The sequence below is a fragment of the Streptomyces sp. TP-A0874 genome (genome assembly GCF_001748085.1).
Classification (GTDB): domain Bacteria; phylum Actinomycetota; class Actinomycetes; order Streptomycetales; family Streptomycetaceae; genus Streptomyces.
This window is the reverse complement of sequence record NZ_BBZK01000005.1, coordinates 344,198-367,841: the sequence shown is the minus strand read 5'-3', so window position 1 is coordinate 367,841 and position 23,644 is coordinate 344,198. Positions and strand designations below refer to the sequence as shown.

The 23,644-nt window shown below is 70.8% G+C and carries 21 protein-coding genes and 2 tRNA genes; 18 read left to right on the top strand and 5 right to left on the bottom strand.

The window, feature by feature from the left end:
- Positions 1 to 254: 254 nt before the first annotated feature.
- From dnaN to BGP73_RS09175, 11 genes are all read left to right on the top strand, one after another.
- Complete coding sequence (gene dnaN, locus BGP73_RS09220) at positions 255 to 1,385, top strand: DNA polymerase III subunit beta (RefSeq protein ID WP_069813591.1); 1,131 nt, start codon at positions 255 to 257, stop codon at positions 1,383 to 1,385.
- 262 nt (positions 1,386 to 1,647) lie between these two features.
- A complete protein-coding gene (gnd, locus tag BGP73_RS09215) occupies positions 1,648 to 2,580 on the top strand; it encodes a phosphogluconate dehydrogenase (NAD(+)-dependent, decarboxylating) (RefSeq protein ID WP_069813589.1) in 933 nt (310 codons plus the stop codon).
- A gap of 8 nt (positions 2,581 to 2,588) precedes the next feature.
- A complete protein-coding gene (recF, locus tag BGP73_RS09210; RefSeq protein WP_069813587.1) occupies positions 2,589 to 3,737 on the top strand; it encodes a DNA replication/repair protein RecF in 1,149 nt (382 codons plus the stop codon).
- Positions 3,734 to 4,321, top strand: a complete 588-nt coding sequence (locus BGP73_RS09205) for a DUF721 domain-containing protein (RefSeq protein ID WP_079127367.1) — start codon at positions 3,734 to 3,736, stop codon at positions 4,319 to 4,321. Before recF ends, BGP73_RS09205 begins: the two co-directional genes overlap by 4 nt.
- A 382-nt stretch (positions 4,322 to 4,703) precedes the next feature.
- Positions 4,704 to 6,758: a DNA topoisomerase (ATP-hydrolyzing) subunit B gene (gyrB, locus tag BGP73_RS09200; protein ID WP_069813586.1), complete on the top strand. Its 2,055-nt coding sequence runs from the start codon at positions 4,704 to 4,706 to the stop codon at positions 6,756 to 6,758.
- 105 nt (positions 6,759 to 6,863) lie between these two features.
- Positions 6,864 to 9,491, top strand: a complete 2,628-nt coding sequence (gene gyrA / locus BGP73_RS09195; protein ID WP_069813585.1) for a DNA gyrase subunit A — start codon at positions 6,864 to 6,866, stop codon at positions 9,489 to 9,491.
- A 3-nt stretch (positions 9,492 to 9,494) separates the two neighbouring features.
- Complete coding sequence (locus BGP73_RS09190; RefSeq protein ID WP_079127366.1) at positions 9,495 to 10,208, top strand: DUF3566 domain-containing protein; 714 nt, start codon at positions 9,495 to 9,497, stop codon at positions 10,206 to 10,208.
- A gap of 71 nt (positions 10,209 to 10,279) precedes the next feature.
- A tRNA-Ile gene (locus BGP73_RS09185) sits at positions 10,280 to 10,353 on the top strand.
- Positions 10,354 to 10,656: 303 nt separating this feature from the next.
- A complete protein-coding gene (locus BGP73_RS23305) occupies positions 10,657 to 10,791 on the top strand; it encodes a DLW-39 family protein (RefSeq protein WP_212732794.1) in 135 nt (44 codons plus the stop codon).
- 203 nt (positions 10,792 to 10,994) lie between these two features.
- Positions 10,995 to 12,914, top strand: a complete 1,920-nt coding sequence (locus BGP73_RS09180; RefSeq protein WP_069813581.1) for a vWA domain-containing protein — start codon at positions 10,995 to 10,997, stop codon at positions 12,912 to 12,914.
- A complete protein-coding gene (locus tag BGP73_RS09175; RefSeq protein ID WP_069813579.1) occupies positions 12,914 to 14,356 on the top strand; it encodes a hypothetical protein in 1,443 nt (480 codons plus the stop codon). The genes BGP73_RS09180 and BGP73_RS09175 overlap by 1 nt, the downstream gene beginning before the upstream one ends.
- Before the next feature lies 1 nt (position 14,357).
- On the opposite strand, the gene BGP73_RS09170 is transcribed toward BGP73_RS09175, so the two are convergent.
- Positions 14,358 to 15,632: a serine/threonine-protein kinase gene (locus BGP73_RS09170; protein ID WP_069813577.1), complete on the bottom strand. Its 1,275-nt coding sequence runs from the start codon at positions 15,630 to 15,632 to the stop codon at positions 14,358 to 14,360.
- A 21-nt stretch (positions 15,633 to 15,653) separates the two neighbouring features.
- The gene (locus BGP73_RS09165; RefSeq protein ID WP_069813575.1) at positions 15,654 to 16,205 is read right to left on the bottom strand and encodes a helix-turn-helix domain-containing protein; all 552 of its coding nucleotides are present in this window, start codon (positions 16,203 to 16,205) and stop codon (positions 15,654 to 15,656) included.
- 157 nt (positions 16,206 to 16,362) lie between these two features.
- Between BGP73_RS09165 and BGP73_RS09160 the strand changes: the two genes are divergently transcribed.
- The 5 genes from BGP73_RS09160 to BGP73_RS09145 all read left to right on the top strand — a co-directional run bounded on the left by BGP73_RS09160 (position 16,363) and on the right by BGP73_RS09145 (position 18,942).
- A tRNA-Ala gene (locus tag BGP73_RS09160) sits at positions 16,363 to 16,435 on the top strand.
- 252 nt (positions 16,436 to 16,687) lie between these two features.
- A complete protein-coding gene (locus BGP73_RS23065) occupies positions 16,688 to 16,858 on the top strand; it encodes a hypothetical protein (RefSeq protein ID WP_170837798.1) in 171 nt (56 codons plus the stop codon).
- 50 nt (positions 16,859 to 16,908) lie between these two features.
- Positions 16,909 to 17,097, top strand: a complete 189-nt coding sequence (locus BGP73_RS09155) for a hypothetical protein (RefSeq protein WP_069813573.1) — start codon at positions 16,909 to 16,911, stop codon at positions 17,095 to 17,097.
- A gap of 293 nt (positions 17,098 to 17,390) precedes the next feature.
- Positions 17,391 to 18,158, top strand: a complete 768-nt coding sequence (locus BGP73_RS09150) for a hypothetical protein (protein WP_069813571.1) — start codon at positions 17,391 to 17,393, stop codon at positions 18,156 to 18,158.
- Position 18,159: 1 nt separating this feature from the next.
- Positions 18,160 to 18,942 (top strand): hypothetical protein, encoded by a 783-nt coding sequence (locus tag BGP73_RS09145; RefSeq protein WP_069813570.1) that lies wholly within the window; start codon positions 18,160 to 18,162, stop codon positions 18,940 to 18,942.
- Positions 18,943 to 18,984: 42 nt separating this feature from the next.
- On the opposite strand, the gene BGP73_RS09140 is transcribed toward BGP73_RS09145, so the two are convergent.
- Together BGP73_RS09140 and BGP73_RS09135 are read right to left on the bottom strand one after the other, a co-directional pair.
- Entirely contained in the window at positions 18,985 to 19,923 is a 939-nt protein-coding gene (locus BGP73_RS09140; RefSeq protein ID WP_139134545.1) for a hypothetical protein, read from the bottom strand.
- A gap of 397 nt (positions 19,924 to 20,320) precedes the next feature.
- Positions 20,321 to 21,043: a DUF5324 family protein gene (locus BGP73_RS09135; RefSeq protein WP_069813566.1), complete on the bottom strand. Its 723-nt coding sequence runs from the start codon at positions 21,041 to 21,043 to the stop codon at positions 20,321 to 20,323.
- 279 nt (positions 21,044 to 21,322) lie between these two features.
- Here BGP73_RS09135 and BGP73_RS09130 point away from each other — a divergent pair, with 279 nt between their 5' ends.
- Positions 21,323 to 21,856 (top strand): peptidylprolyl isomerase, encoded by a 534-nt coding sequence (locus BGP73_RS09130; RefSeq protein ID WP_069813564.1) that lies wholly within the window; start codon positions 21,323 to 21,325, stop codon positions 21,854 to 21,856.
- Positions 21,857 to 22,076: 220 nt separating this feature from the next.
- Positions 22,077 to 22,979 carry a rhomboid family intramembrane serine protease gene (locus tag BGP73_RS09125; RefSeq protein WP_069813562.1) on the top strand — a complete coding sequence of 301 codons (903 nt, stop codon included), beginning with the start codon at positions 22,077 to 22,079 and terminating at the stop codon, positions 22,977 to 22,979.
- Between the two features lie 306 nt (positions 22,980 to 23,285).
- On the opposite strand, the gene crgA is transcribed toward BGP73_RS09125, so the two are convergent.
- Positions 23,286 to 23,537 (bottom strand): cell division protein CrgA, encoded by a 252-nt coding sequence (gene crgA, locus BGP73_RS09120; protein ID WP_069813560.1) that lies wholly within the window; start codon positions 23,535 to 23,537, stop codon positions 23,286 to 23,288.
- Positions 23,538 to 23,644: the final 107 nt, after the last annotated feature.

The following is a 23,644-nucleotide window of genomic DNA, read 5'->3' as shown; positions in this document are numbered from 1 at the left end:
AACCGGTGTTGACCTGCATGAAGTCAGTTGTCCACGGTTTCCACAGGCCCTACTACTACGACCACCTAGAGATAGCCCGGAACGCGTTTCGAAGTGGGGCCTGTGCACAACTCGCCCTCAAGGCGCTCGGTCGCCGCGCCTCGACTTGACCCCGAACCGCGCCGACTGTCGGTGCCGTGCGTCAGACTGGTCCCCGGCACACAGCCGACGAAGAAGGCCAGCAGGGCGAGCGACAGCAGCAGGAGGCGGTTCCGGTGAAGATCCGGGTGGAGCGCGACGTACTCGCGGAGGCGGTGGCCTGGGCAGCGCGCAGCCTTCCGGCCCGTCCCCCGGTGCCGGTCCTCGCAGGCCTGCTGCTGAAGGCCGAGGAGAGCTCGCTGAGCCTCTCCGGCTTCGACTACGAGGTCTCGGCCCGGGTGTCCGTGGAGGCCGATGTGGAGGAGGACGGCGATGTGCTGGTCTCTGGCCGTCTCCTCGCCGACATCTGCCGTGCCCTGCCCAACCGTCCGGTGGAGATCTCCAGCGACGGGGTGCGGGTGACCGTCCTCTGCGGCTCCTCCCGGTTCACCCTCCACACGCTGCCGGTTGAGGAGTACCCGGCGCTCCCCGAGATGCCGACCGCCACCGGCACCGTGCCGGGGGACGTCTTCGCATCCGCCGCCGCCCAGGTCGCGATCGCCGCCGGCCGGGACGACACGCTGCCGGTGCTGACCGGTGTCCGCATCGAGATCGAGGGCGACACCGTCACCCTGGCCGCCACCGACCGGTACCGCTTCGCGGTCCGGGAGTTCCTGTGGAAGCCGGAGACGGCGGACGTGTCCGCGGTGGCCCTGGTGCCGGCCAAGACCCTGCTCGACACCGCGAAGTCGCTGACCAGCGGTGACACGGTCAACATCGCCCTGGCTGGCTCCGGCGCGGGCGAGGGGCTGATCGGCTTCGAAGGGGCCGGCCGCCGTACGACCACCCGCCTCCTCGAGGGCGATCTGCCGAAGTACCGGACGCTCTTCCCGACCGAGTTCAACTCCGTCGCGGTGATCGAGACCGGGCCCTTCGTGGACGCGGTCAAGCGGGTCTCGCTGGTGGCCGAGCGGAACACCCCGGTACGGCTCAGCTTCGAGCAGGGCGTCCTGGTGCTGGAGGCCGGCTCCAGCGACGATGCACAGGCTGTGGAGAGGGTCGACGCCAAGCTGGAGGGCGACGACATCTCGATCGCCTTCAACCCCGGCTTCCTGCTGGAGGGGCTCAGCGCGATCGACTCACCGGTCGCCCAACTCTCCTTCACCACCTCGACCAAGCCGGCGCTGCTGAGCGGCCGACCCGCCGTGGACGCCGAAGCGGACGAGGCGTACAAGTACCTGATCATGCCGGTGCGGCTGAGCGGCTGAGCGCAGCTCAACGGCCGGTGACCGTGCGGCCCCGGAGGACACACCGGCCGATCGGCCGGAACACCCGCTGGCCGGGGCCCACTCCCTGCGTATCGGGCCGGGCCCCGCGCTTCGGCGCGGCCGCCCCGCCCTCCGTACGGAGGGGGCTCCCGAGCCACCGCCTCACTCCACTGCGGATGAGCGGGGTGAGCCCACAGGTGAGCACGGCGGCGTGAGCGTAGGCTCGGGCGGAGTGCCACGGTTACGTCGAAAAGGAACACTGATGGAGATCGGTCTTGTCGGCCTGGGCAAGATGGGCGGCAACATGCGCGAGCGCATCCGCCGGGCCGGCCACACCGTCGTCGGATACGACCGCAACCCCGACCTGGCCGACGTCGGCTCCCTCGAGGAGCTGGTGAGCAGGCTCGAGGGGCCGCGGGTGGTCTGGGTCATGGTGCCCGCCGGCGCTGCCACCCAGTCGACCATCGACGCCCTCGGCAGGCTGCTCTCCCCCGGGGACGTCGTCGTCGACGGTGGGAACTCCCGGTGGACCGACGACGAGAAGCACGCGGAGGAGCTCGCCGCCAAGGGCGTCGGCTTCGTCGACTGCGGTGTCTCCGGAGGCGTCTGGGGCCTGGAGAACGGCTACGCGATCATGTACGGCGGAAGCGACGAGGATGTCGCCAAGGTGCAGCCGGTCTTCGACGCGCTCAAGCCGGCCGGGGAGTTCGGCTCCGTACACGCGGGCAAGGTCGGCGCCGGGCACTTCGCCAAGATGGTCCACAACGGCATCGAGTACGCCATGATGCAGGCGCTCGCGGAGGGCTGGGAGCTGCTGGAGGCGGTGGACTCCGTCACGGACGTCCGCGAGGTCTTCCGCAGCTGGCAGGAGGGCACGGTCATCCGCTCCTGGCTGCTCGACCTGGCCGTGCGGGCGCTGGACGCCGACGAGCACCTCGGTGCGCTCCGCGGCTTCGCGGAGGACTCCGGCGAGGGCCGCTGGACGGTGGAGGCGGCCATCGACCACGCGGTGCCGCTGCCCGCGATCACCGCCTCGCTGTTCGCCCGGTTCAGCTCCCGCCAGGACGACTCTCCGTCGATGAAGATGGTCGCCGCGCTGCGCAACCAGTTCGGCGGCCACGCGGTCAGCGGGATGAGCGACCAGAAGGGCGCCGACGCGCCGGGGGCCGACGTCGCGCCACCGGTCGGCGGTTGACGGGCCCCATGCGCGTAGAGCACCTGTCGCTCGCCGACTTCCGCTCCTACCCCCGGATCGAGCTCGAGCTGGAGCCGGGGGTCACCGCTCTCGTCGGCCCGAACGGCCAGGGCAAGACCAACCTCGTCGAGGCCGTCGGCTACCTCGCCACCCTCGGCAGCCACCGGGTGGCCTCGGACGCTCCGCTGGTGCGGATGGGCGCGGAGCGGGCGGTCATCCGGGCCGCCGTCGTCCGGGACGACCGCCGGCAGCTGATCGAACTCGAGCTCAACCCGGGAAAGGCGAACCGGGCGCGGATCAACCGGTCCTCCCAGGTCAGGCCGCGCGATGTGCTCGGCATCGTGCGGACGGTGCTGTTCGCCCCCGAGGACCTCGCACTGGTGAAGGGCGACCCGGGGGAGCGCCGCCGGTTCCTGGACGAGCTGATCACCGTCCGATCACCGCGGATGGCCGGGGTCCGCTCGGACTACGACCGGGTGCTCAAGCAACGCAACACCCTGCTGAAGAGCGCCGCGATGGCCCGGCGGCACGGTGGGCGCAATCTGGACCTGTCCACTCTGGACGTGTGGGACCAGCACCTGGCGAAGGCGGCCGCCGAGCTGCTGGCCGCGCGGTTCGAGCTGCTGGCGGCTCTGCGGCCGCTCGCCGAGAAGGCGTACGAGCAGCTCGCGCCCAGCGGCGGTCCCGTCTCCTTCGAGTACCGCGGGTCGGACGGTGCGGTGCGTTCCCCCGAGCCGGGGTGGGAGGGGCGGCGTGCGGAGCTGTACCAGGGGGTGCTCGACGCACTGGGGCAGGCGCGGAGACAGGAGGTCGAACGCGGTGTGACGCTCGTCGGGCCGCACCGCGACGACCTGCTGCTGAAGCTCGGCGAACTGCCGGCGAAGGGCTATGCCAGCCATGGGGAGTCCTGGTCGTACGCGCTGGCGCTGCGGCTGGCCTCGTACGAGCTGCTGCGCACCGAGGGCGATGAGCCGGTGCTGATCCTCGACGATGTCTTCGCGGAGCTGGACACCAGGCGTCGGGAGCGGCTGGCCGAGTCGGTCGCGCCGGGCGAGCAGGTGCTGGTCACCGCGGCGGTGGCGGACGATGTGCCCGCTCCGCTGGCCGGCGTCCGCTACACGGTGGCCGATGGAGCGGTGCGGAGGCAGGCGGTATGACCGGGGGGCTGGAGCAGCCCCGGCCCGGTGGGTCGGGCGGGGGCGGGGCGCGTGCCGAGCCCGGGACGCCCGGGCCGTCGGCGACGGAGCCTTCCGGGGTCGATCTGGCCCGGGTGGCGCTGCGTGCCGCGAAGGAACGCGCGCGCGCCCACGGGATGGCGGCCGAGCGGAAGAAGCAGGCCCGCCGCGGTGGGCTGCGCTCGGGTGCGCGCGCCGACGGCCGGGATCCGCTGCCGCTGTCGGCCGCGATCAAGCGCCTGATGACCGAACGCGGCTGGGAGACGCCGGCGGCGGTCGGTGGTGTGTTGGGCCGCTGGCCGCAGCTGGTCGGTCCGGAGGTGGCGCAGCACTGCGAGCCCCAGGGGTTCGACGAGGACGCCCGGGTGCTGACGGTGCGCTGCGACTCGACGGCTTGGGCGACGCAGCTCCGGCTGCTGGCCCCGCAGCTGCTTGCCCGGCTCAACGCTGACCTGGGGCAGCAGACGGTGAAGTTGATCAAGGTTTTGGGGCCAGGGGGGCCGCCGCGCCGCTTCGGGGCGCTGCGGGCGCCGGGGAGCACCGGTCCCGGCGACACCTACGGTTGACTCTGCCGGTCCGGTCCGGTCCGGTCCGGCCGTCGCCGCGCGCGGGCCCAGGCCGGAAATCCGCCGCCGTTCGTGCGGGTGTGCCGGGGGCCGGATGGTCCGGTGAGGGTTGGTTGGCCGGCTGTGACGGAGGGGGCTCAGGAGGCGTCGCTCTCTGTCGTGGACGGTTGACGCCCGGAAGCGCTGAGGGCGGTCGTGAGCGTCTTGGAGCCCTTCCCCGCATATGGGGAGTCGGTGGACGCTAGTTCAGTAGCGCACATGCGCACTCAGGCACCGGCAAACGCCCATCTATGTCAGCCGTACCGGTAGACTGGTAGCAATCCCGCCCACTCGCGGAACATGTCGAACGACGCAGCCGATCCCGTATGCCCGGAGACGGCTTGTGCTGTGCCAGAAAGGGCGCTTCGTGGCCGATTCCGGCAACCCCAACGAGAACATCACCGATAACCGCGCCGAGCCGGTCGCCGCCGACCCCGCCGAAGGTCCCCCTGCCGACGGGGCGTACGACGCGAGCGCCATCACCGTGCTCGAAGGCCTGGACGCGGTGCGTAAGCGACCTGGCATGTACATCGGCTCGACCGGTGAACGGGGTCTCCACCACCTCGTGCAAGAGGTGGTGGACAACTCGGTCGACGAGGCGATGGCCGGTCACGCGGACACGATCGAGGTCACCATCCTCGCCGACGGCGGGGTGCGGGTCCGGGACAACGGCCGCGGTATCCCGGTGGGGATCGTTCCCTCCGAGAACAAGCCGGCCGTGGAGGTCGTGCTGACCGTGCTGCACGCGGGCGGGAAGTTCGGCGGCGGCGGCTACGCCGTCTCCGGCGGTCTGCACGGTGTCGGCGTCTCCGTGGTCAACGCGCTTTCCTCGCGGCTCGCGGTGGAGGTCGCCCAGGACGGCTACCGCTGGACGCAGGAGTACAAGCACGGGGTGCCTACCGCTCCGCTGGCGCGGAACGAGCAGGTCGACACCACCGGTACGACCGTGACGTTCTGGGCCGACCCGGAGATCTTCGAGACGACGGACTACTCCTTCGAGACCCTCTCCCGGCGTTTCCAGGAGATGGCCTTCCTCAACAAGGGCCTCGCGATCTCGCTGGTCGACGAGCGGCCCGACCACGTCGACGACGAGGGCAGGCCGCTGGCCGTCCGCTACCGCTACGAGGGCGGCATCGTCGATTTCGTGAAGTACCTGAACTCCCGCAAGGGCGAGCTGGTGCATCCGACGGTGATCGCGATCGAGGCCGAGGACAAGGAGCGGATGCTCTCGGCCGAGGTGGCGATGCAGTGGAACACCCAGTACACCGAGGGTGTCTACAGCTTCGCCAACACCATCCACACGCATGAGGGCGGTACCCACGAAGAGGGTTTCCGGGCCGCCATGACGGGCCTGATCAACCGCTACGCACGGGACCGGAAGCTGCTGCGGGAGAAGGACGACAACCTCACCGGTGAGGACATCCGGGAGGGGCTGACGGCGATCATCTCGGTGAAGCTGGGCGAGCCGCAGTTCGAGGGGCAGACGAAGACCAAGCTCGGCAACACCGAGGCGAAGACCTTCGTCCAGAAGATCGTTTACGAGCACCTCGCCGACTGGCTGGACCGCAACCCCCAGGAGGCCGCGGACATCATCCGCAAGGGCATCCAGGCGGCGACGGCCCGGGTGGCGGCGCGCAAGGCGCGGGACCTGACCCGGCGCAAGGGGCTGCTGGAGTCGGCCTCGTTGCCCGGCAAGCTCAGCGACTGCCAGTCCAACGACCCGTCGAAGTGCGAGATCTTCATCGTCGAGGGCGACTCCGCCGGCGGCTCGGCGAAGTCCGGCCGGGACCCGGAGTACCAGGCGATCCTGCCGATCCGCGGCAAGATCCTGAACGTGGAGAAGGCCCGGGTCGACAAGATCCTGCAGAACCAGGAGGTCCAGGCGCTGATCTCCGCCTTCGGTACCGGGGTGCACGAGGACTTCGACATCGAGAAACTCCGGTACCACAAGATCATCTTGATGGCGGACGCCGATGTCGACGGCCAGCACATCAACACCCTGCTGCTGACCTTCCTCTTCCGCTTCATGCGGCCGCTGGTCGAAGCGGGCCACGTCTACCTCTCCCGCCCGCCGCTCTACAAGATCAAGTGGGGTCGGGACGACTGGGAGTACGCCTACTCCGAGCGGGAGCGGGAGGCGCTGATCCGCCTCGGCCGGGAGAACGGCAAGCGGATCAGGGACGACTCGGTGCAGCGGTTCAAGGGCCTGGGTGAGATGAACGCCGAGGAACTGCGGATCACCACCATGGACGCGGACCACCGGGTGCTGGGCCAGGTCAGCCTGGACGACGCCGCCCAGGCCGACGACCTGTTCTCGGTGCTCATGGGTGAGGACGTCGAGGCGCGGCGCTCGTTCATCCAGCGCAACGCCAAGGACGTCAGATTCCTCGACATCTGACGCCCGCCGGACGAGGTCCCGCCCGCTCCCCGGGCGGGACCCGCCGCCTCGCTCCGCTCCCCCTGTCGGCTCCGCGCCGCACCGTGAAAGGACTTTGACCAAGCCATGGCCGACGAGACTCCGACCCCCTCCGAGGGGCCCGCCACCCCGCTCCCCGTCACGCCCGAGGGCGAACCCGTCGCCATCGAGGGCGTGGGCATGCGGGTCGAGCCGGTGGGCCTCGAGACCGAGATGCAGCGCAGCTACCTCGACTACGCGATGTCCGTCATCGTCTCGCGTGCGCTGCCCGACGTCCGCGACGGCCTCAAGCCGGTGCACCGGCGGGTGCTGTACGCCATGTACGACGGGGGCTACCGGCCCGAGAAGGGCTTCTACAAGTGCGCCCGGGTCGTCGGCGACGTCATGGGCACCTACCACCCGCACGGCGACTCCTCGATCTACGACGCCCTGGTGCGGCTGGCGCAGCCCTGGTCGATGCGGATGCCGCTGGTGGACAGCAACGGCAACTTCGGTTCGCCGGGGAACGACCCGGCCGCGGCCATGCGCTACACCGAGTGCAAGATGGCCCAGCTGTCGATGGAGATGCTCCGGGACATCGACGAGGAGACCGTCGACTTCCAGGACAACTACGACGGCCGCAACCAGGAGCCGACGGTCCTGCCGGCCCGCTTCCCCAACCTGCTGATCAACGGCTCCGCGGGGATCGCGGTCGGTATGGCGACCAACATCCCGCCGCACAACCTGCGTGAGGTGGCGGCCGGGGCGCAGTGGGCACTGGAGCACCCGGAGGCCTCTCCGGAGGAGCTGCTGGACGCACTGATCGAGCGGATCAAGGGTCCGGACTTCCCCAGCGGCGCGCTGGTCGTGGGCCGCAAGGGGATCGAGGAGGCGTACCGCACGGGGCGCGGCTCGATCACCATGCGCGCGGTGGTCGAGGTGGAGGAGATCCAGAACCGGCAGTGCCTGGTGGTCACCGAGCTGCCGTACCAGGTGAACCCGGACAACCTCGCACAGAAGATCGCCGACCTGGTGAAGGACGGGCGGGTCGGCGGTATCGCGGACGTCCGCGACGAGACCAGCTCGCGCACCGGCCAGCGGCTGGTGATCGTCCTCAAGCGGGACGCGGTGGCCAAGGTGGTGCTGAACAACCTCTACAAGCACACCGATCTGCAGACCAACTTCGGCGCCAACATGCTGGCGCTGGTCGACGGGGTGCCGCGGACCCTCTCGCTGGACGCTTTCATCCGGCACTGGGTGACCCACCAGGTCGAGGTCATCGTTCGGCGGACCCGGTTCCGGCTGCGCAAGGCCGAGGAGCGGGCGCACATCCTGCGCGGACTGCTCAAGGCCCTGGACGCGATCGACGAGGTCATCGCGCTGATCCGGCGCAGCGACACGGTCGACACCGCGCGCACCGGGCTGATGGGACTGCTGACCATCGACGAGATCCAGGCGAACGCGATCCTGGAGATGCAGCTGCGCCGGCTGGCGGCGCTGGAGCGGCAGCGGATCACCGACGAGCACGACGAACTGCAGGCGAAGATCAACGACTACAACGCGATCCTCGCCTCGCCGGTCCGGCAGCGCGGCATCGTCAGCGAGGAGCTGGCGGCGCTGGTGGAGAAGTACGGCGACGACCGGCGCAGCCAACTGGTGCCGTTCGAAGGGGACATGTCCGTCGAGGACCTGATCGCCGAAGAGGACATCGTCGTCACCATCACCGGTGGCGGCTACGTCAAGCGCACCAAGACCGAGGACTACCGGTCGCAGAAGCGGGGCGGCAAGGGGGTGCGGGGCACCAAGCTGCGGCAGGACGACATCGTCAACCACTTCTTCGTGTCGACGACCCACCACTGGCTGCTCTTCTTCACCAACAAGGGCCGGGTGTACCGGGCGAAGGCCTATGAGCTGCCGGACGCCGGGCGGGACGCCCGCGGGCAGCACGTGGCGAACCTGCTGGCCTTCCAGCCGGACGAGAAGATCGCCCGGATCCTCGCGGTCCGGGACTACGAGGCGATGCCCTATCTGGTGCTGGCCACCAAGTCGGGTCTGGTGAAGAAGACCCCGCTGAAGGACTACGACTCGCCGCGGTCGGGCGGGGTCATCGCGATCAATCTGCGGGAGACGGCGGACGGTGGCGAGGACGAGTTGATCGGCGCCGAGCTGGTGTCGGCCGACGACGACCTGCTGCTGATCAGCAAGAAGGCGCAGTCGATCCGCTTCACCGCCTCCGACGAGGCGCTGCGGCCGATGGGTCGGGCGACTTCCGGGGTGAAGGGCATGAGCTTCCGGGAGGACGACGAACTGCTGTCGATGAACGTCGTCCGGGCCGGTACGTTCGTGTTCACCGCCACGGACGGCGGTTACGCCAAGCGCACGGCGGTGGACGAGTACCGGGTCCAGGGCCGCGGCGGGCTCGGCATCAAGGCCGCGAAGATCGTGGAGGACCGCGGTTCACTGGTCGGCGCCCTGGTGGTGGAGGAGGCCGACGAGGTCCTCGCCATCACGCTCAGCGGTGGCGTGATCCGTACCCGGGTCAGCGAGGTCCGGGAGACCGGGCGTGACACCATGGGTGTCCAACTGATCAACCTCGGCAAGCGTGATGCCGTGGTCGGCATCGCGCGGAACGCCGAGGCCGGCCGGGAGGCCGAGGAGGTCGACGAGGTGGCCGACGGGGATGGGTCGGAGGCGGCCGAGGGCGTCGTACCCTCGGCCGGAAGCCAAGGGGAGTAGGCAGTGAACGGAGCCATGGGCGCCGGCTCGGGTGGTTCAGGCACCGGGGGATACCCTTCGATGTCCTCGACCGGTACGGAGGGCGCCCATGGCGCCGGCGGGTCGTCGCCCCCGGGACACTGGGACCAGCACGCGCACACACCTCTCGGGGGGAGCCCGGTGACGGACCCGCAGCAGTCTTATCCGCAGTCGGCGGCCCAGCCGGAGCAGGGGCTTCCGGAGGCGGAGCCGTACTACCCGCCGTCGGCGTACTCGTCGCCGACGACCGAGGGGGGCGGCGCCCGGATCGGCCGGCAGAGGGTTCGGAGGCCGCGGACCGACGCCGCCGCCACCGCCACCTCTCCCCGGACGCGTAAGGCGCGGCTGCGGGTGGCGAAGGTCGACCCGTGGTCGGTGATGAAGGTCGGCTTCCTGCTCTCCGTGGCCCTGGGCATCTGCACGGTGGTGGCCGTCATGGTGCTGTGGATGGTGATGGACACGATGGGGGTCTTCAGCACCGTCGGGGCCACGATCAGCGAGGCCACCGGTTCCGCCGAGGGCGGTGGGTTCGATCTGGAGTCCTTCCTGTCGCTGCCCAGGGTGCTGACCTTCACGTCGATCATCGCGGTGATCGACGTGGTGCTGGCGACGGCGTTGGCGACGCTCGGCGCGTTCATCTACAACCTGTCGTCGAGCTTCGTCGGCGGCGTCGAGGTGACGCTCGCCGACGACGACTAGCGGATTTCCGGGCCGCGTCCTGAACCGATTTGGGCCGTGGCCCGGCGTGCGCTAATCTTTCCGTGCAGCGCGGGGCTATAGCTCAGACGGTTAGAGCGCTTCCCTGATAAGGAAGAGGCCACAGGTTCAAGTCCTGTTAGCCCCACAGTTTTCCGAAGGCTCCCGGTCGAGAACGGCTGGGAGCCTTTGTCATCCACCGCCTCTGGGGACGCTCCGCGGAGCGGGGGTGTTGCCGCCGTGGGCCGGCTTCGCTCTCCCCGGGCGGCCTTCCGCCGGGGACTTCCGCCCGGCAGGCGCCGGGCCACCCGCCGGGGTCGCGGGGCGGGTTGGAAAGGACTGGGTGCGCGAGGTCGGGAACTGGCCCGCACAGGTCACCGATTGGTATCAGCCGATGTGTATAGTCGGGCGCCAGAGGTCTCCTATGTCAAGGGAAAGACGAGGTCGCGCTGTGAAGAAATTTCTCCTGGTCGCACTGGCCGCCGTCGGCGGACTCCTCGTGTACCGCCAGATCCAGGCGGATCGCGCTGAGCAGGACCTGTGGACGGAGGCGACCGACTCGGTGCCCGCGGGTTCGCCCAGGTAACCACGGCGGCTCCGTGCCGAAGCCCCGTCGCCCGAGACAAGGGAGCGGACGGGGCTTTGTGCTGTCCGCCCGGGACGGCCGGGCGCGGGCAGGTCGTTGCGAGACCGTGACGGCCGTCTCTTGTGTTTGCTCTTGCACATGAATACCTTCCAAGTGTGAAGCGTTCGTGGGGAGAGGAAACGTCGAAGACGGCGAGAGCGCAGATGCGCCGGCTGCCGGCGGCGTTGGTCGGTGGGATCCTGCTGACCGTCGCGGCCGCACAGCCACCTGCACTCGCAATCTCGGAGACCGCCGAGGACGGCCGGGGAAGCCTCGTCATGGTGTTGGACTCCTCGGGGTCGATGGCTGATGACGACGGCAGCGGCGGGGGCAGTCGGATCGCAGCCGCCCGGGAGGCCATCGGCAGGGTGGTCGACGCACTGCCCGACGGGTATCCGACCGGACTGCGGCTCTACGGCGCCGACCGACGGACGGGCTGCGAGGACACCCGGCTGGCCCGGCCCGTGAAACCGCTGGACCGTGCCGCCCTCAAGCGGGCGGTGGCGGAGGTGGAACCGAAGGGCGACACCCCGATCGGGAGGTCGCTGCGGGAAGCGGCGAAGGACCTCCCCGCCCCGGCCGCCGGTTCGGTGGCCCGCCGGACCATCGTGCTGATCTCCGACGGCGAGGACAACTGCGGGGCGCCCGACCCCTGCGAAGTGGCGAGGGAACTCGGGGAGAAGGGCGGTGTCGGGTTGCGCATCGACACCGTCGGCTTCCAGGTGCGGGGCAAGGCCCGCGCGCAACTGGAGTGTGTCGCCGAGGCCGGCCACGGCTCGTACTACGACGCACCGGACGCCGACGCGCTGGCCCGGCAGTTGCAGCGGGCCGCCGAACTCTCCGCAGCGGGCTACCGGTTCGAGGGAGACCCGATCACCGGAGGGAGTGCCGCGAGCACGGCGGCGGGTATCGGGCCCGGGCAGTACATCGACACCCTCGGCCCCGGGGAGACCCGCTGGTACGGGGTGGAGTTGGACGACGCGTCGGCCGCCGACCTGTCCGTCACGGCCGTGCCCCAGCCGGGCGTCGCCGTGCACCGAACCGACAAGCTGGAGGCCGTGCTCACCGCCACCGACCGGTACCGCACCGGTTGCGACCGGTCCGCCGCGACCTTCGGAAGCGCGAAGGGCGCCATGACGCTCGGCACCGCGGTCAGCCGGGTGCCCTCGGCCGCTGGGGGGCGGCCCTGCGACCAGGCCGGGCGTTTCCTGCTCTCGGTGGCACGCTCCAGCGATCCCGGCTCCGACCGGGCCAGATGGCCGATCGAACTCCGCTTCGGCCTGGAGCACCCGCTGAAGGCAGGGCTGGTGCCCGCGCAGTCCGCCACCGAGTACGGCGACGCGGGGCAGAAGGCCGTCCCGCCCACCGGCACCCCCGAGGACGTGGCCGGCGGGACCGGATTCAACGACGCGGTCCCGCTGGAGAGAGGTGTGTGGCGGGACCGGCTGCTGCCGGGGCAGACCCGCTACTACAAGGTGCGGGTCGGCTGGGGGCAGCAGCTGCGCTACGCGGTGGACTTCGCCAACGAACCCACCCTCAAGAGCGCCTCGGGGGTGACCTCCTCCGTCGAGACCCGCGCCTACGCCCCCGGACGGCTCCAGGTCTCCGGCGGCTTCGAGTTCGGCGACGGCCGGCGCCCGTACCGCGGGAAGCCCACGTCCGTCCAGAACGGCACGGTGCCGGTCAGTTGGACCAACCGGTACGAGAGCCGGCCCGAGGTGCGGGCCGTGCGATCCGCCGGCGAGTACTGGATCACGGTGTCGCTGGGGGCGGACGCCGCGGAGATCGCCGAGAACGCCTCCATCGGCCTGCTCCTCCGGGTCGATGTGGTCGGGGACGAACTGGCCGGACCGGAGCACGGTGCCCCGGTCCTGGGGACCGGCGGCGCCCGGGACGGGCAGCCGGCCTCCGGCGGCGAAGGGGCACCCGTCGCCGGAGGCGGCGAGCGGGCGGCGGGAGGATGGAGCCGACCGGCCCTCCTCGGCGGGATCGGCGGTCTGGTGGCGGTGCTCGCGGCCGCCGGCTACCTCCTGGCGCGGCGCGGGCGCGGTGCGGGCCGGGGCAGGACATGGAGTGGTGTGTGATGTGGCAGCGTGACAGGGGTCGGCGGAGGCTTTTCACCGCGGTGGCGGTGCTGGTGGCGGTCGCGGCCTCCGGGCAGAGCGCGTCCGCGGCTCCGGCGGCCGAAGGGGAACCGCCGGCCTACCGGACGGCCGAGGGGGCCGAGTCGGTGCGCGGGGCCGACAACAGCGCCGACGCCGACGAGTTGAAGCCCGGCCTCTACACCGACTCCATCGGCCCCGGCGAGGAGCGCTACTACTCGGTGACGCTGGACGCCGAGTCGAGCGCCTTCCTCTCGGCCGTCGCCGTCCCGGAACCCGGCGGGAAGGTCTCCTACGGCGACGGCATCGAGGTCGTCCTGCAGGACACCGACGGCCAGACCTGCGAGCGAGGCAGCCGCAGCTTCGGGAGCGTCAGCCAGCCGCACCCCATCGCCACGTACGCGTCCCGCACGATCGAGAAGAACGGCAGGTGCCAGGAGGCCGGGCCGTACAACGTGATCCTGAAGCGGCAGACCGCGGCGACCTCCGATCCGGGCCGCTGGCGGGTGGAGATCCGCTACATGTCCGAACCGGGGGTGACGGGTGGTTCGCTCCGGGCACCGTCGAAGGGCGGCTGGAGCACCGAGCCCCCGCCCCCGCCGGCGGAGAAGGCCCGGAAGAGCTCCGGTGGTACCGGATTCAACGACGCTCCCGCTCTGGATTCCGGGGTGTGGCGCGACGAGCTGCTGCCCGGGCAGACCCGTTTCTACCGGCTCCCGGTCGACTGGGGGCAGCAGTTCACGGTGCGGGCCGAGCTGGCGAACGCCCGGATGTCCGAGGACCACGGCTTCGCCGCGAGCGGCCTCGGGGTGGAGGTCTACAACCCCGCACGGGGCTTCGTCGCCTCCCAGACCAGGAGCTACGACGGCAAGCAGGCCGCGGCCCGGGTCGGCCCCGGAGCCCCGGTCGCCTACGACAACCGCTACGACTACGGCCGCGAGGTGAGCGCGCTGCGGTTCGCCGGTTGGTACTACGTCGCGGTGAGCCTGAGGCCGGAGGTCGCGGAGTTCGCTGAGGGCAGCGTCCCGTTGACGCTGCGGTTGAACATCGACGGCGAGCCGGGCAGCGGGCCGAAGTACGCGGGTGACGCCGCCGCCGCGGGGTTCGGGAACGACAGCGAACCGGTGGAGGAGGGCGACCGGAAGACGGCGGCCGGGGAGTCCGGCCGGGACCGCACGATGAAGCTGGTCGCCGCCGCCGGTCTCGGCACCGGCACGGTGTTGGTGATCGGGCTCGGCGTGTGGGCCCTGCTGGCCAGGCGGCGGGGCGCAGCCGGCCGGCAGCCCGATCGGAGCCCGGAACAGCTGCCTGGGGGATTTCCCGAGCAGCGGGCCGAGCACCGGCCAGCCCCGGCGGCCGACGGGTGGCAGGCGCCGCGGCAGCCCGGGGACGGCGCGGGCTACGGACCTCCGCCGGCCTGGTAGGTCAGCTCGCGGTCAGCGCCCAGACGCCGATCGCGAAGCACACCAGCGCCAGGAGGAGCACGGGGACCACCACCCGTGCGGGCGGCCCCGGGCGGCGTTCCGTTGAGCCGCGCGCTCCGGTCATCGCGGTGGGACCGTAGGGGCCGGGTGTGGGCGGCTCGGTCGGCCGGGGGCGCCCGGGCGGGTAGCCACCGGGGCCGGCAACCGGCGCGGGGGCGGGAGGCTGCTGAGGGCCTCCTGGGCCTCCTGGGCCGCCGGTGGGCGCCGGTGGCGTCGCGGCGGCGTCCACCGGTTGCGCGGGCGGTACCGGAATCGGTGGCGCGAGTTGGAAACTCCCGGTCTCCGAGGGCGAGGGCGGGGGTGCCGGGTCCGGTTCGGGGGCGGGCTGCGGCCGGGCGGCGGGGCCGTCCGGGCCGAAGCCGGGTGGCAGCGGGCCGATCTGGTCGAAGACCTCGACGGAGTCCGCCTCGGTGTTCTCCGGCAGCAGTTCGCTCGCCGCCGCCAACGCCTTGCGCGCCCCGGTGGCGGTGCGGAACCGCGCCTCCGGATCGGGTTGGAGGAGGCCGCCGATCACCTGCCACAGCGGATCGGGCACCGGTTCCGGCGCACCGGGCAGACCCCCCTGCGCGGTGAAGCGTTCGACCAGCGCCTCGGCGTCGGGCTTCCGGCCGGTCAGCAGGTACAGCGCGAGGAGGCCCACGGCGTAGAGGTCCGCGGTGAAGTCGGGCTCCGCCCCCAGCAACTGCTCCGGGGCGAAGTAGCCCGGGGTGCCGATCACCAGGTGGGTCTCGGTGAGCCTGGGTTCGCCCTTGCGCAGCGCGATACCGAAGTCGGACAGCCGGAGCCTGGGCCGGCCGGTGCCGGTGGCGTGGAGCAGCACGTTGGCCGGCTTGATGTCCCGGTGCACCACCCCCTCCGCGTGCACGGCTGAGAGCCCGGCCAGTAGTTGGTCGAGCAGCGTGCAGACGAACCGCGGGGGGAGCGGGCCGTAGTCCCCGATCAGATGGGCGAGGGAGCCGCCGTCGACCAGGTCCATGGTGAACAGGACCTTGTCGTCGTCGGCCGCCCAACTGGCCGGGGCGAGCACATGCGGATGGTCGATGCGCATCGCCTGCTCGCGGACGAACCGCAGCAGTGTGTGGGCGTCGCTCTGCTGGAGCACCTTGGCGGCCACATAGCGCTTGCGGCGGTGGTCCCAGGCGCGCCACACGGCGCCGACCCCGCCCCTGCCGATCGGGTCGATCAGCTCGTACCGCGCTGCGAAGACCTCACCCATCGTGCTGTGCCCGTTCCTCGATCAGCCTTGGTGCGCCTCGTAGTGGGCGACCGCGTCCCCGGTCTTCCCGGCGCCGTACACCCGGAGGAACTCCGCCAGTTCCGGATGGTCCGCCGCGAGGGCGTCGGCGGCCGCGATGATGTCACCCGCCGCGGCGACGGATCTGAGCAGCGACTGGATCTCCCGCACCACCCGGCGCACGGTCGGCACTCCGGAGCTCGGGGTGGACTGGGAGGAGGTGGGGCTGAGCATCGAGCCGCCGGAACTCTTGCGGATCTCGTCCATCCGCTCGGCGGCCTCGGCTGCGCTGACGCTGCCGTCCGCCACCTGTCCGGCGAGTTCCTGGAGGGCCTGCACCCGCTGCACCACGGCCGGGTTGCCGATCTTGGCCCGTTGGCCGCTCATCAGCTGGGAGAGCATCGGGGCGGAGAGGCCGAGGACGGCGGCGAGCCGTGCCTGGTTGAGTCCGAGGTCGTCGATGAGCCGCCGGAAGAGTGCGCCCAGCGGCTCGCCGTACCAGGTGCGTTGCAGCTCCCGGGCTTTGGCGGTGGCTTCCTGCTGTTCGGCACCCATAACGACTCCTCTTCGCTGCTGCGAACCTCGCGCGCCATCCTACGGAGCGTGACTGTGGAGCGGGAGTCCCCATCCTTTGCAGCGGAGCCCGGGACAGCGGGTACTCTGGTGGCGGCGAACGCCAGCGCGCGGAGCGCGATGGCGTACTGCCGTATCCGGGGCCTTAGCTCAGTTGGTAGAGCGCTGTCTTTGCATGGCAGATGTCAGGGGTTCGACTCCCCTAGGCTCCACACGAATTCACCCCTCTGACCTGCGGAAACGTGGTTAGAGGGGGTGTTTTTCCCGATCTCCGGTGCTGACGTGTCGGCGCAGTGGTGCTGACGTAAGCCTCCGAAGGCCTGTGTGAGGCGCGCACCGGGCGACCGGGGGAGTCCAAAGCGGGCCCTGAGTGGTGGAGCGGAAAGTATGCCCCTGCCGCCGATCACGTACCTGGTCAGCCGCCGCGCGCCTTAGCGTCCTCAGCGGTAAAGACCGGTGGGAAGATGACGAAACGCACCCGAGTCGATGGACTCAAGCCGATCAGACGCGAATCCGCCGTCAGCCTACGCAGCGGCCTCAGCACGCGGAGCGTCACCGCGCTCGCCGTGCAGCTCGCCGACCGCGAGGGCCCAGACGCGGTGACCTTCGCCGCCTCGCCACCGAAGCGGGCCTGACCGCGAGGGGCTCCCCCTCCATCGGCGGACGCGCCGAGCTGATCGAGCTGATGCTGGACCAGGTCGTTGCTGCGACCCACGAGAAGATCGGGACCCGACGACAAGGATCGGCGAGCCCGAATCTGATCGCCGACGCGAACTGGGCGAGCTGCCAGAAACATCCCTGGATCGGCGACATCGCGCCGGGCCGACCCGTCCACGCGGCGCGCGACGACCTGGCCGGCTCACTCCTGTCATGACTCGACGAGGCTGTCGCGATCGTCCCCGACCGACGGGGCTGGGCCCACGGGCGTCGGCGGGCGGACCGAGGAGGGCGTTGACAGCGGCGAACGGTCGGCGATGGGATCAACCTTCTACAACACCGGGGCCGGCTGCCCGACCCCGGAATCAGGGGGCATGCTCATGAGTCTGATCGACCCGTCGAGCCGGTGGCGCAGCCGCGGCGCTCCGGGCCGGATATTGGTTCGGGGCAGACGGACCGCGCCGACGGCCCCAGGCCGGGAGGCCGCGGCCGTCATCGGCGGTTGACCGCATGAGCACCGTCGAAACCATTCCCGCAGTCGTCCTGTTCTTCACCTTCGGTCTGGTCACGCTCCTGATGTGGGGCGAGGCGGTGATGGAATGGAGTGGTCCTCCGCAGCCGCACGACCCGGCCCGGTACTTCACCCGTCGCCGCTACTCCTGGGAGAAGCGCCCCGAGGCGCTCGGGACCTGGCAGGCCGGCGGACCGGTTCCCGACGGCAAGCCCCGGGGCCCGGTCCAGGTGGCCCGGATCGTCGCAGTCCTCGACGGCGAGGGCAGTGAAGACGGCGGCGAGGTGCGAGCCCGGCTTCGCCTGCGCCTGGCCGACGGCGACACGTCGGTGATCCATACCGAAGTCTCGGACCCCGTCAATGTCAGACCGGGAGTGTTCCTGCCCGTTCGCCCGATGCGACCGGGCATGTCCCACGTCCTGGGGGATACGTGGGACACCGCCTGGGAGCTGCCGGCGCATGAGGTCGGCCGTGTCCTGCTCGAACACCGCCGCTCCCTCGGACTCGTCGACGAGTCCGGCCACCGGGTCTTGGCCGAACGTCTGACCAGTGATCCCGAGCTCGCGACCGTGCGGGCGATCCGCCCGACGGGATCGGTGCGCGCCGGACACGTGGAGGTCGAGGTGGACGTCACGATCGACGGCCGGGCGCACACGGTCCGCGGGTTTCTGCGGCCCGAGGACATCGCCACCGCCCGCCACACCGGCCAGGCCCCGTTGACCGCTTCGACACCAGGGCAGTGGGTGCTGTGGCCCACGTGGTACTGACATGAGCGACGACGCCGAACGCGAGACCGCGCGCGACACCGGCCCACCCGACGCGTTCATGCTCGCCGCCCACGAGCGGCAGCGGCGCCGGATGCGCAACCGGTTGCGGATCAGCGTTCCGCTGGCGCTGCTGTCCCTGCCGGCCGCGGTCGTGGTGTGGCTCGCCTCCGACTGGCCGTGGCTCTGGATCGTGGTCGGCGAGTTGGGGGCACTCTGCTTGGTGGGCACCGTCAACCTGATCGGTTCCAGTGAACCGGAGCGTCCGCGGCCCACGACGCCGCTGGAGGCCGCCGTCGTCGTGGGCGTCGAGATTCTCACCTGGGCCCACGCCCGCGGCACCAGACACACCGCCAGGATCATCGGCCGTCCGTTCGGTTCGACGAGCGGCCAACTGGTCCACGGAACGTACGAGTACTCCTCCGAGACGGGCTGCCACATCAGGCCGGGCATGCTGTTCGGCTTTCGCCGTCACCCGACGATGCGGCACCTCGTCCAGATCGAACTCCTCGGGGACGCGCGCGCCCTTCAGAGGTTGCGGCAGGGGCCGCTGGCCGGTCACCTCCAGGAGGCCGTCGTCGAGACCGTCACGATCGGCGACGACCATGACGGCGACTGGTGGGCCACCACCGTCACCGTCCGAGCCGGGGACGCCAGGCTGGTCGACACCCGGGCCCGACTCCCCGAGGAACTGGCCCAGTTCGAACCCGGGAAATCCGTGCGGATCCTCCAGGACGACTCCAGCGCCTCCTCCAGGACCTGCACGATCCTGCCCGAGGCACTCTGAGGCGGTCGCCGGACGAGGACGGCGGTCCGAACGGCACCGCGGTCATGCGCCGATGCCGTCGCCTGGGGTCGGCGGGCAGGCGATGACACCGGCGTTGCCGGTGCCGGCCGGCGGAGGCTCCAGGAAGGGGGTCAGTGCGTCGGCGACAGCCGCCAGGCGTGGCCACAGAGTCGGCGAGGCGGTCCGCCAGAAACCGCGCCGCAGCACGAACAGTTCGTCGCCGACGATCTCGATCTGCGTCGAGCGGCCGAGAGCGGCCGAGCGCTCGACGACGCCGCTGTCGAGCAGATACCGGAGCAACGGGTACTGCGGCTTGCTCGACCACACACGCAGTCCTCCCGGGCCCTCGACCGGCTCGACACCCCGAAGCGCCCGTATCTCGCTGCGCATCGCGCGGGCGACCAGTGTGCGCGGGTAGCACTCACGCAGCCGGAAGACCGCGTACCCGGCCTCGAAGCCGTAGGACTCACCGGGGCCGTCGTCCCAGGTCTCCTCGTAGTTGGCGATCACGAAACCCTGCGGGCCGGGCACCTCGACACGGTCCAGGTGCCACCGCTTCGGAGCGAGGGCGAAGATGTGGGCGGCCGGCCGAGGCACCGACGGCCTGGGCTCGTAGGACAGCGCGTTGACCCGGGCGAACTCCGTCAGTCGGTACCGGGTCCGAGCCCGTGGACCCCAGTACTCGTGCCGTAGCCAGAGCAGTGTGACGACCGTGCTGAACAGCGCGCCGGCGAACCACAGAGCCGACACCGTGAGCGTGCCGGCCGTCGCGCCCTCGGTGGTGAGCACGCCCAGCGGCAGGGCGACGGTGCAGACCGCGCACAGCATCGTGAGCCAGATCCGCTGTGTCCGGTGCCACCACCGCGCCCCGGCCAGATCAGTCCCGTGACGGCCTGCGAGTGCCTCCGCCCGGAATCCGCGCCAACGTGCCCCGAACGTCCGCGCGGACAGCGGCGAGACAGCGAATCTGTGCTGGGCCATAGCGTTTGGCCTCCTCCATGACAGCGACGGCTCATGCTGGCAGCTGACCCTCAGCTTGTTCTACAGGGCCGTTCAGCGCATCGGAGGCAGACGGGAGTGGGCGCTTCGCTCGATCGCCGAGGCGCGGGGTGCCGGAAGGGGTGATTCCGAAGTCGGGAGTCGACCTTGCAGTCGCAACGGGTCTGTGGTTGTGCCGTTGACGGGGCAGTGGTCGGGTTTTCCGCTCCGGTCCCCGTGCGGCCTCGCGAGGGCCGAGGCCGCCGCTTCCGCGACTCCGGCCGGTCCGCTGCCGAAGAGCGAGCCGGGGGCCGGGTTTCATCCCGGCCCCCGGCTCCTGTAGCCGTGGCTGCGCCCTACCCGTTTGCTGCCGGCTTGCGGTCCGCCCGCGGGCGGGCGGTCAGCGCGTCTTCCGCTCGTGCTCCGAGGGGGCTCGCTCCCCTCCGTTCTGCTGTGCCCGGGCCTCCGCCTCGCCGACTCCTCGCTCGGCGCCGTCCACGGAGGTCAGCGGGGTGCGCTCGCCGAGTTCGGTGGCGGCCGGCGGTTCGACCAGCCAGTCCGGGTTGGACTGCCGCTCCCACCACTTCCAGGCGAGGGCGGCGCCGCCGGCGACCGCTCCGAGGATCAGCATCCCCTTCACCATCCGCCCGGTGGTGGCCCGACAGGCCCGGCGCCTCGTCACCCCCCGGATCTCCTTCGGTGTCACCTTTCCGCGGAGCGCCGCGACGGCGGCCGCGCTGCGGGCCATCGCCTCCTCGCGCACGGGTTCGGAGGCGGCGATGGCCTGCTCGACCCGCGGCACCGTGTAGTCGGCGGCCTGCCGGGCCGCGGCGCGGGTGCGGTACACCGCCTGCTGGGCGGCCATGTCCACCTGCGGCGGTAGGGCGCCACGGGCCGTCCTGACCCGTGGTCGCAGATACGAGACGTACTGTGCGCGTGCGGTACCGCGGGCCTGCCGTGCGGCCCGGGCCATCCGGGGCGCCAGCCAGACACCGGCCTCGCGTGCGTAGTGGGCGGCCTGGTCCTTGGCCGTGCCGGCGTAGGGCGCCACCACCTCCGCGGCGTGCAGCACGCTCTCCCTCGCGGTGTCCGTAGCGGCGCGCACGCTGTCCAAGCGGGTCACGGGATCCTCCTTCTCGGTGGCGGTACGTTTTTCGCCTTTCCACCCGATTAGAGATCATGCCTGCCCGTGAAGCATGCGGCACGCCGAAGTGGCATCCGGGGCAAAATCAGATCAGATGCATCCGGTGCGGGGGTTCTTCGAGCTGAGGGGGGTGCCGTCGGCCCCGCGGTGCCGCGGCGCCGCTACGCCGCTCGGGCGGCTGGGCTCGGGCGGTTGCTCTTCCGGGGTGGGTCCGTGCGAGGATCGGGGACCGTCAGTGAAGACTAAGGAAGGCACATCGTGGCTGAGCAGCTCTACGCCACCCTGAAGACGAACCACGGCCCCATCGAGGTACGGCTGCTGCCGAACCACGCGCCGAAGACGGTCAAGAACTTCGTCGAGCTCGCCGAGGGCACCCGTGAGTGGGTCAACCCGAAGACCGGTGAGCGGACCAACGCGAAGCTGTACGACGGCACGATCTTCCACCGGGTGATCAGCGGTTTCATGATCCAGGGCGGGGACCCACTGGGCAACGGAACCGGCGGTCCCGGTTACGAGTTCGCGGACGAGTTCCACCCCGACCTCGCCTTCGACCGGCCCTACCTGCTGGCCATGGCCAACGCGGGGCCCGGCACCAACGGCTCGCAGTTCTTCATCACCGTCGGCGCCACCGCCTGGCTCACGGGCAAGCACACCATCTTCGGTGAGGTGGCCGACCCGGCCAGCCAGAAGGTGGTGGAGTCCATCGCCGGCACCCAGACCAACCCGCGGACCGACCGCCCGGTGCAGGACGTGGTGATCGAGTCGGTCGAGGTGGAGACCCGCGCCGGCTGACCGCCGCAACCAGGCCGCAGGGGCCCGGGACGCCGTTCCGCCCCCGCCGCCGCGCGGAGTCGACAGCCGCGCCCGGGAACAAAGCCGCCCCGCTCGTCCGTCAGACGAGCGGGGCGTTCTCGTCGCGGGGCCACGGCTCCCAGGAACGCTGCCGGCCCTTCCGAGCGCGGACGCAGCACCTGTAGAGGGAGACGTGGCAGACCAAGGAGACGAGGAATCGATGGACCAGGCGCCGGGGGGGCCTCCGACTCCCAGCCCGGCCGGCGGTGGCCTGCCCCACTGCTACCGTCACCCGGACCGGGAGACCGGCATACGGTGCACCCGCTGTGAGCGGCCGATCTGCCCCGACTGCATGATCAGCGCGGCGGTGGGCTTCCAGTGCCCGACGTGCGTCCGCGAGGGTTCCGGGACCGGACACTCACGGTGGGCCAACACACCGCGGACGCTCGCCGGTGGCCGGGTGCACAGGGATCCTCGGCTGGTCGTCAAGGTGCTGCTGGCGATGAACATCGGGATGTTCATCGCGGTCTACGCCGTCGGTGAGCGGCTGGTCAACGAACTCGTGATGCTCGGCCAGTGGCCGCCGCCCGGCTACATGCCGCACGAGGGCGTCGCCGAGGGGCAGTGGTACCGGCTGCTGACCGCCGTCTTCCTGCACCAGGAGATCTGGCACATCGGCTTCAACATGTTGGCGCTGTGGGTCATCGGCCCCCAACTGGAGGCTGCTCTGGGCCGGGTTCGGTTCCTCGGCCTCTACCTGCTCGCCGGCCTGGGCGGCAGTGCGCTCACCTATCTGGTGGCCTCTCCCTACACCGGGTCCCTCGGTGCCTCCGGTGCGATCTTCGGACTGTTCGGGGCGGTAGTGGTGCTGATGCGCCGTCTGCGCGCCGACATGCGTCCGATCTGGGTGCTGCTCGCGGTGAACCTGGTCTTCACCTTCACCGTGCCGAACATCGCCTGGGAGGCCCACGTCGGCGGACTGGTCGTCGGCGCGGCGGTGGCCTACGGCATGGTGCACGCGCCGCGTGACCGCCGCGTCCTGGTGCAGGGCCTCACCTGCCTGGTGGCGGTACTGGCGATCGTCGCGGTGGTGTGGGCGAGAACGCTCCAGCTGACCGGATGACGGCCGGCGCGCCGCCCGGGGAGAGCGGGTTGTCCACAGCCTGAGCCCGACCTGTGTATATGTTGTGACGCCCTCCACCACCGCCCGAACGGCTGCCGCAGTGTTCGATCACTATCGGTAAAACCGCACTGACCTGCGATTACCCGCTCGGGAAGGGCTTGTGGGCAGCAGGCGGAGCAGCCTCTCGGCGGCTGTCTCCATGCCGGTGCCCACAGAGTTATCCACAGATCTTCAGATTCTTTTCCCCACTGTGGATAACTGTGTGGACAACCCTGGGCACCGACCGTCGACAGCCGAGCCGGACGGCTACTTCCACTGGGTGGAGACGACGAACCCGACGGCGATGAAGCCGAAGCCGACGACCATGTTCCAGTTGCCGATGGCCTCGATCGGGAATTCGGCGGTGGTCACGTAGAAGACGACGATCCACGCGATCCCGATCGCGAACAACGTCAGCATCAGCGGTGCGACCCAGCTCCGCCCGCTGGACAGCTTGATGTTCTGCTTCGGCTGCGGGGGCGTGTAATCGGCCTTCTTACGGATACGTGACTTCGGCACGAGGGACTCTCCTGTCGATGCGCTGCGGTGGCCGCGCAGGTTATCTGGGGCTCGGCCGGACGGGGAGCGGCGGGGACCACGTTCGCCGCCCAGGCCCGTCCGATAGC